The following is a 7,651-nucleotide window of genomic DNA, read 5'->3' on the forward strand; positions in this document are numbered from 1 at the left end:
AAGCGGAATGGAACCAAGTCCTCACACCGCAACCAGCAACCCGCCGGTCGCCGCGACCAATGCAAACCTGACGGAGCGGGATCTCGTTCGCCGCTCCGCCTCGACCGTTCCACCGCCCGCGCGGCAGCTGGAGCCCGTCGCGAAGCTCATCGACGTGTCGAAATGCATCGGCTGCAAGGCCTGTCAGTCGGCTTGCATCGAGTGGAACGACACCCATCCGGACATCGAGACCAACACGGGCGTCTACGACAACCCGCATGATCTGACGCCCGACATGTTCACCCTGATGCGGTTCACAGAATGGGACAATCCGCAGACGGGCAATCTCGAATGGCTGATCCGCAAGGACGGCTGCATGCATTGCGAGGACCCGGGCTGCCTGAAGGCCTGTCCCGCGCCGGGAGCCATCGTGCAGTATTCCAACGGCATCGTGGATTTCGTGCACGAGAACTGCATCGGCTGCGGATACTGCATCAAGGGATGTCCGTTCAACATCCCGCGCATCTCGAAGGTCGATCATACGGCCTACAAGTGCACTCTCTGTTCCGACCGCGTCGCCGTCGGGCAGGGCCCAGCCTGCGCAAAGGCGTGCCCGACCCATGCGATCACCTTCGGCACGAAGGAGGACATGAAGAAGCTGGCCGACAGCCGCATCGAGGATCTCAAGTCCCGTGGCTACGAGAATGCGGGCCTCTATGATCCGCCGGGCGTCGGCGGAACGCATGTGATGTACGTCCTGCATCACAACGACCAGCCGGAGATCTATGCGGGCCTGCCGAAGGATCCGAAGGTCAGCCCGGTCGTCAACGCCTGGAAAGGCATGGCCAAGTACCTCGGCTTCGCCGCCATGGGGCTCGCGGCGGCGGCGGGCGTGCTCCATTCGGCCCTGGTCAGCCCAAATCGGGTCACACGGGAGGATGAGGAGAAGGCCGAGGATCTCGTGAAGGAGAAGACCTGATGGCAGAGACGAGCATCGAGAAGGAAGATGCGATCCATCCCGGCAATCCGGTCGTCGTTGACCGGTATAACCTGGGCGCGCGAACCAATCACTGGATCACGGCGATATCGCTCATTCTTCTCGCCTTGTCCGGCCTTGCCTTGTTTCATCCCTCCCTGTTCTTCCTGACAGGGCTGTTCGGGGGCGGGCAAAGCGCCCGCGCGCTGCACCCCTGGATCGGCGTCATCCTGTTCTTCAGCTTCGCGGGTCTCTTCATCCGGTTCTGGCGCGCCAACCTGCCGGAGAAGGCGGATCGGCAATGGCTCGCCCATGCCGGTGACATGATCAAGGGCGACGAGGAGAAGGTGCCGCCGGTCGGGCGATACAATCCGATCCAAAAGTTCAACTTCTGGGTCATGTCTCTCCTGATCATCGCCTTGATCCTGACCGGGATCGCGATCTGGGACCAGTATTTCTTCGATTGGACCACCATTCCGCAAAAGCGTGTCGCGGTGCTCATTCATTCGCTTGCGGCCGTCGCCCTAATCTGCATCTGGATCGCACACGTCTATGCGGCAATCTGGGCGCGGGGCACGCTTCGCGCCATGACGCGCGGTTCGGTAACCGGAGGCTGGGCCTGGAAGCACCACCGGCTCTGGTTGAAGGAACTGGCGGAGCGTCATAGACTGAAAAAGCCGGCGGCGCCTGCCGAGTAGGCGCCATGATGACACGTGACCCGTGCGGTTCGTGAGGTTGCATGACACATCCAGGTCCCATTGACCCTAATCCCGCTTCCATCGGCCGCGTGCCTGCTCCACCGTTTGTCCGACTGCCCGATCCGCGAAGACTGTTCGAGGCACGAAAGGAACGTGTCGATGTTCTGGCACAGACGAGCGAGCTTGCGCCTTACCTGCGTTTCATCGCAGGCATCGCGGCGGCCCAGAGTGCCATCCAGGATGGCCTGCCCGAACCTGCGCTTCCGCCTCCGGATGTGCTCGAACGCGCCCGTGAATTTGGCATGCCGCCGCTGGACCGCAACCAGACCGACGTTGATGAACTCATCAGCGAAACCCTGAACCGCCTGTTCGATGCGGTCGCGTCCCTCGCGATGCCGATCGAGGCGCAGGCCGCTCTCGAACGGGTAAAGGTGGCCTCGCCGGAAGGAATGCGCGACATGGTGCGCAATGTCCTCGCTGAGGCCATCCCGACTGATACCATTGCCGAGCACGTTTATGTGGCGGCGGGGTTGCAGGTGCATTTCGCCCGTCTGGCGGCAAGGCTCGAAAAGAGTAAGCTCACCCGGATCAGCGACGGCGCATGTCCATGCTGCGGCGGCGCGCCGACGTCGTCCCTTATCGTCGGATGGATGGAAGCCGAAGGCACGCGCTACTGCTCCTGCTCCCTCTGTGGGACGCTCTGGAACGTCGTTCGTGTGAAATGCGTGCTGTGTAGTTCAGGCAAGGGGATCGGGTATCAGGAGATCGAAGGCGGTGCCGGGACGATCAAGGCGGAATGTTGCGACGCTTGCCGGAGCTATGTCAAAATCCTCTACCAACAGAAGGACATGGCTCTCGATCCGGTTGCTGACGATATCGCGAGCCTCGGGCTCGACCTTCTCCTGAAGGGCGGAGACTATCGCCGCGGCAGCTTCAATCCCTTCCTGCTGGGCGTATAGGCATGGCCGAAACGGCACTTTCCCCTCTGCGCCATCTTCCCTCCGTCGATCGCGTGCTGCGCCAGCCAGATGTCCTGACCATCATGGAAAAGCACGGGCGCGCGGAAACCACGCGGGCCGTGCGCGAGGCTCTTGCGGCTCTGCGTGATGAAGTGAAGCCCGGAACCGTGTTCGACGACACGACCGTCGTCGCCTCCGTCCTTGCCCATCTCGCAGCGCGGGAACAAACCCGGTTGAAACCGCTCTTCAACCTGACCGGTACGGTGCTCCACACCAACCTCGGACGTGCGGTTCTGGCAGAAGAGGCCATCGACGCTGCGACAGCCGCCATGCGGGATGCCGTCTCGCTCGAATTCGATCTGGCGAGCGGCAGGAGAGGGGAGCGGGACGACCATGTCCGCGCCCTTATCTGCGAATTGACAGGTGCGGAGGATGCGACCCTCGTCAACAACAATGCAGCAGCAGTGCTCCTTGTCCTCAATACGCTCGCGCAAGGCAAAGAGGCCGTCGTCTCCCGTGGAGAACTGATCGAAATCGGTGGTGCGTTCCGCATGCCTGAGATCATGGCGCGGGCGGGAGCGCGCCTGCGCGAGGTCGGAACGACAAACCGCACGCATCCGCGCGATTATGCGGATGCGATGATTCCTGAGACCGGTCTGATCCTGAAGGTCCATACCTCGAATTACAGGATAGAAGGTTTTACGGCAGAGGTCAGTGCACGCGATCTTGCGAAACTCGCACGGCAGCGCAACGTGCCCTTCGTCAATGATCTCGGCTCGGGAACGCTCGTAGATCTTTCCCGGTTCGGTCTCAGAAAGGAGCCGACCGTTCGCGAGGCGGTGGATGAGGGGGCCGATCTCATCACATTCTCCGGCGACAAGCTCCTTGGCGGACCACAGGCAGGCTTCATCGTCGGCCGAAAGGATCTTATCGCGGCTGTCAACCGCAACCCCATGAAGCGTGCGCTGCGGATGGACAAGATGCGGCTCGCTGCCTGCGAGGCGACTTTGAAGCTCTATCGCGACCCAGACCGGCTCGCGCAGAGACTTCCCACCATGCGTTTCCTGGCACGGTCCGTAGACGAAATTCGGCAGCAGGCCATTCGCCTTGCCTCCGTTCTGGCCGAAAACCTGGGAGGCAGCGTTGTCGTGGACGCCGCTCCGTGCGCGAGTCAGATCGGTTCGGGCGCACTTCCGCTCGACACGATCCCGAGCTTCGGCTTGGTCATGCGGCCGGCGGGTGGAGGGCGAGCGGTGGAGGCTTTGAGTGCGGCTTTCAGAAGCCTGCCATGGCCTGTGATCGGCCGCATCGCCGAGGGTGCGCTCGTCTTCGATCTCAGGTGCCTGGACGATGAGGGCCTGTTTCGGGAGAACCTTGCCTCCCTGCGCTTCGAGGCAGCCCCATGATCGTCGGCACGGCTGGCCACATCGATCACGGCAAGACGGCGCTCGTCAAAGCGCTGACGGGTATCGACACGGATCGCCTCAAGGAGGAGAAGGCACGCGGCATCACCATTGATCTCGGCTTCGCCTACTGGCCTCAGGACAATGGTGACGTGATCGGCTTCGTGGACGTGCCCGGCCATGAGCGTTTCGTCCACACCATGGTGGCGGGCGCCAGCGGCATCGACTTTGTCATACTCGTGGTCGCGGTAGACGATGCGGTAAAGCCGCAGACTCTCGAGCATCTGGCGATCATCGATATTCTAGGGATCGAGCAGGGCGTCGTCGTGCTCAGCAAGGCCGACCTTGCGGGTGAGGGGCGCCGTGTGGAGGCAATGGCGCAGATCCGCTATGCTTTGGCAGACACGGTCTTGGAGGAGTGTCCGATCATTCCCGTGTCCGTCGTCACCGGTGAGGGGATCGAGGTGCTCAAACAGCATTTGCACAGTGCGGCATCGGCACGCAGGGAGCGCGATAGGGCTGGCCTCTTTCGCCTGTCGGTCGACCGCAGCTTCGTCCTGTCCGGCACCGGCACGGTCGTCACGGGAACCGTTCTCTCCGGCTCGGTCTCCGTCGGCGATCATGTGGTCGTCAGTCCTTTCGGACGCACGGCCCGCGTGCGTTCGATCCATGCCCAGAACCGTGCCGCGGAGCAAGGCGTTGCCGGGCAGCGCTGTGCCCTCAACCTCACAGGAGAGAGCATATCGAAGGACAGCGTCACCCGAGGCGATATGGTGCTGGCGCCCGAACTCCACGCGCCGACTGACCGGATCGATGCAAGTCTGCGCATTCTCCCGAGCGAGAAGAAGCCTGTGGGCCAGTGGTTTCCCGTTCGCCTGCACCATGCGGCCGTGGAGGTTGGAGCACGGATCGTTCTTCTGCAGGACGAGCCCATACAGCCGGGTGAGAGAAGCATGGTTCAACTCGTCCTCGATCGGCCGATCGCTGCGACCGCACATGATCGCTTCGTCATCCGAGACACGTCTGCGCAACGAACTATCGGAGGCGGGTTCTTCATCGACCTGCGCGCGCCCGCCCGGTACAGGCGTCGTGAGGAGCGGCGCGCGCAGATCTCCGCTCTGGCACAGGCTGATCCGTCTCTCGCCATGAAGGCCTTGGCGTCGGTGCAGCCCTGCTACTTCGATCTGGTGACCTTCGCCCGCGACCGGGCTATGGCCCTCGGCGTCGTGACAGGCATTGCCGACAGGCTTGACTTCGTGCGTCTTGCCGCAGGCTCGGCCCTTCTGGCGCTCGCAAGAGAACGCTGGCTTGCCTTCGAGGCCGGCTTGACCAACATTCTCGACACATTCCACAAGGAGAACCAGAACCTTCAAGGGTTGGGTTTCGAGCGCCTGCGTCTTCAGTGCGAACCGCGTCTGTCGGCGACAGCCTTTCGCGCTGCGCTGCAATCCCTTGTCGCGGATGGGCGCATCAGAGTCGACGGTTCATGGGTGCGTCTGCCGGGGCACGAGGTGCGTCTCGACGACCGGGAGGAGGGCACATGGCAGGCAATCCAGCCGCTTCTTTCGGGCGAGGAGCGCTTCCGCCCGCCGCGGGTGCGGGACATCGCCGATGCGATGGATATGCCGGAGAACGAGATCCGCCGTCTCTGCAAGCTTTTGAGCCGCCTCGGACAAGTCGACGAGGTCGCTCATGACCACTTCTTTCTGCGCAGCACGGTCGCCGAGATGGTCGATATTGCCCAGGCACTAGCCCTTCATGCAGCGGACGGGCAGTTCACGGCGGCGCAATTCCGAGACTGCGTTCAGAACGGCCGGAAGGTCGCCATCCAGATCCTGGAATTTTTCGACCGCCACGGCGTCACCTTGCGTCGGGGCGATCTTCGTCGCATCAATCCTCATCGGCTGGATCTATTCCGCGCGATTCCGCCGTTCGACAAAGCTCATGGAGGAGAGGCGTCCCCGGTGGGGCGTCCGGACTTCAAATCCGGGTGGGGCCGCGAGCCGGTCCTAGCCCGGAAAATTCATGGAGGGTTGGCGGGTGTAGCTCAAGCCCCTGAGATGACTTAGGATTTGGTTGTCGAAGCCGATCCGCGTCATTTCTGGGAGAACCCACCCGCCATGAACCACTCTACGCTTCCACTACCGGGCCTGTCACCTGTTACCGGCAAAACCGTACTGGCTCGGTTCGACGGCGGCCTGCTGTCCTCCGACGCCGGAGTTCTCGCCCTGCGCGAGGTGGAGAAGCGTTTGGGTGTCGCCGAGCGGCTCGCCGCGTGCATCGATGACCCACGCTCTCAGGATCAGGTCATTCATCGCCTGGCCGATCTGATCCGCTTCCGGCTGTTGATGATCGCTGCCGGTTATGAGGATTGCAACGACGCCATCAGCCTGCGCTCCGACCCGATCTTCAAGATGGCGCAGGACGTGCTGCCATCGGATCGCCATCTCGCCTCACAGCCGACGCTCTCGCGCCTGGAGAATATGCCCGATGCGCGGTCGCTGCTGCGTATGGGACGCACGATGATCGATCTGTACTGCGCTTCGTTCGGACAGGTGCCGAAGCAGATCGTGCTCGACCTCGACGACACTTTCGATGCCGTTCACGGCGACCAGCAGCTGCGGCTGTTCAATGCCCATTACGACGAATACGGCTTTCAGCCCATAGTCGTGTTCGACGGTGAGGGCCGCTTCATCACGGCCGTGCTGCGGCCGGCCCGTCGGCCCAAGGGCAGCGAGATCCGGGCTCATCTGCGCCGGCTCATCCGGGCGATCCGAACCCACTGGCCCACCACCCGCATCCTGATCCGGGCTGACAGCCATTACTGCGGTCCGCTGGTGATCGATTGGTGCCGAGCCAACGGCGTTGACTTCATCCTCGGAGTGGCCTCAACCTCGACCCTGCGCCGGCACGTTGCGGGTCTGGAGGCGAGCGCCAAGGCGCGCTTTGCCGCGGCTCCTCGGAAAGGCAAGGTGCGGCGCTTCACGGAGTTCTTCGACGGTGCTGCAAGCTGGAGCCGGGTCGAGCGCATCATCGCTCGTGTCGAAGCGGGCGCGCAGGGCAGCGACACGCGGTTCATCGTCACCAATCTCACTGGCGGCAAAGCCAGAACGCTCTATGAGCGGATCTACTGTCGGCGCGGCACGGCGGAAAACCACATCAAGGCCTGGAAAGCCCACCTGGCGGCCGACCGCACGTCCTGCTCCCGAGCGACGGCGAACCAATTCCGGCTGTTCCTGCATGCCGGCGCCTATTGGCTGATGTGGGTCCTGCGGGCGAGGATGCCGAAGCGCTCGCTCTGGCGCATCGCGCAATTCGACACCTTGCGGCTGCGCCTGATCAAGATCGCCGCCCGGGTGGTTGAACGGAAGACCCAGATCCAGCTGCACTTGCCGAGCGCCTGTCCTGACCAGACGATCCTGCGCGTGGTTCTCGGCCGTCTGCCGCGCCTCGTCACCTGATCAATGGGGCGCACACGCCCCTGACCCGAGCCCTGTCCCGTCCACCTGCAAACCCGCCGCTCTCATCCGCCAAGCCGAATCCTTGGAGGTGGTGAAGACATGCCTGAAAGCCCGTCAAAGCTACCAGTAAGGCTCGCAAAGCCAACCTCAGAAGGGTCGCCGTGAATTAATCGGG

Annotated in this window: 6 protein-coding genes; all 6 read left to right on the forward strand. The window is 62.9% G+C overall.

From position 1 onward, the window contains the following. Nucleotides 1-7: 7 nt before the first annotated feature. From fdxH to DDF70_RS26220, 6 genes are read left to right on the forward strand one after another with little or no spacing between them, the layout of a single operon-like run. Nucleotides 8-958 carry a formate dehydrogenase subunit beta gene (gene fdxH, locus DDF70_RS26195; protein ID WP_114947693.1) on the forward strand — a complete coding sequence of 317 codons (951 nt, stop codon included), beginning with the start codon at nucleotides 8-10 and terminating at the stop codon, nucleotides 956-958. After that, on the forward strand, nucleotides 958-1,653 hold the full coding sequence (locus tag DDF70_RS26200) for a formate dehydrogenase subunit gamma (RefSeq protein ID WP_114947694.1): 696 nt from the start codon (nucleotides 958-960) through the stop codon (nucleotides 1,651-1,653). Before fdxH ends, DDF70_RS26200 begins: the two co-directional genes overlap by 1 nt. Before the next feature lie 41 nt (nucleotides 1,654-1,694). Then, a complete protein-coding gene (gene fdhE, locus DDF70_RS26205; RefSeq protein ID WP_114947695.1) occupies nucleotides 1,695-2,612 on the forward strand; it encodes a formate dehydrogenase accessory protein FdhE in 918 nt (305 codons plus the stop codon). Between the two features lie 2 nt (nucleotides 2,613-2,614). Further along, complete coding sequence (gene selA, locus DDF70_RS26210) at nucleotides 2,615-4,018, forward strand: L-seryl-tRNA(Sec) selenium transferase (RefSeq protein ID WP_114947696.1); 1,404 nt, start codon at nucleotides 2,615-2,617, stop codon at nucleotides 4,016-4,018. Continuing rightward, nucleotides 4,015-6,084, forward strand: a complete 2,070-nt coding sequence (gene selB / locus DDF70_RS26215) for a selenocysteine-specific translation elongation factor (protein ID WP_114947697.1) — start codon at nucleotides 4,015-4,017, stop codon at nucleotides 6,082-6,084. Before selA ends, selB begins: the two co-directional genes overlap by 4 nt. 51 nt (nucleotides 6,085-6,135) lie before the next feature. Beyond that, nucleotides 6,136-7,476, forward strand: a complete 1,341-nt coding sequence (locus DDF70_RS26220; RefSeq protein WP_114946107.1) for an IS1380 family transposase — start codon at nucleotides 6,136-6,138, stop codon at nucleotides 7,474-7,476. The last annotated feature ends 175 nt before the right edge of the window (nucleotides 7,477-7,651 follow it).

This window comes from Microvirga calopogonii, assembly GCF_003347665.1.
In the GTDB taxonomy this organism is placed as follows: Bacteria; Pseudomonadota; Alphaproteobacteria; order Rhizobiales; family Beijerinckiaceae; genus Microvirga; species Microvirga calopogonii.

Bases quoted from the DNA above. Each gene is read 5' to 3' on its own strand.
- DDF70_RS26200 (WP_114947694.1), top strand. From the start codon at position 958: ATGGCAGAGACGAGCATCGAGAAGGAAGATGCGATCCATCCCGGCAAT.
- fdxH (WP_114947693.1), top strand. From the start codon at position 8: ATGGAACCAAGTCCTCACACCGCAACCAGCAACCCGCCGGTCGCCGCG.
- selA (WP_114947696.1), top strand. From the start codon at position 2,615: ATGGCCGAAACGGCACTTTCCCCTCTGCGCCATCTTCCCTCCGTCGAT.
- fdhE (WP_114947695.1), top strand. From the start codon at position 1,695: ATGACACATCCAGGTCCCATTGACCCTAATCCCGCTTCCATCGGCCGC.
- DDF70_RS26220 (WP_114946107.1), top strand. From the start codon at position 6,136: ATGAACCACTCTACGCTTCCACTACCGGGCCTGTCACCTGTTACCGGC.
- selB (WP_114947697.1), top strand. From the start codon at position 4,015: ATGATCGTCGGCACGGCTGGCCACATCGATCACGGCAAGACGGCGCTC.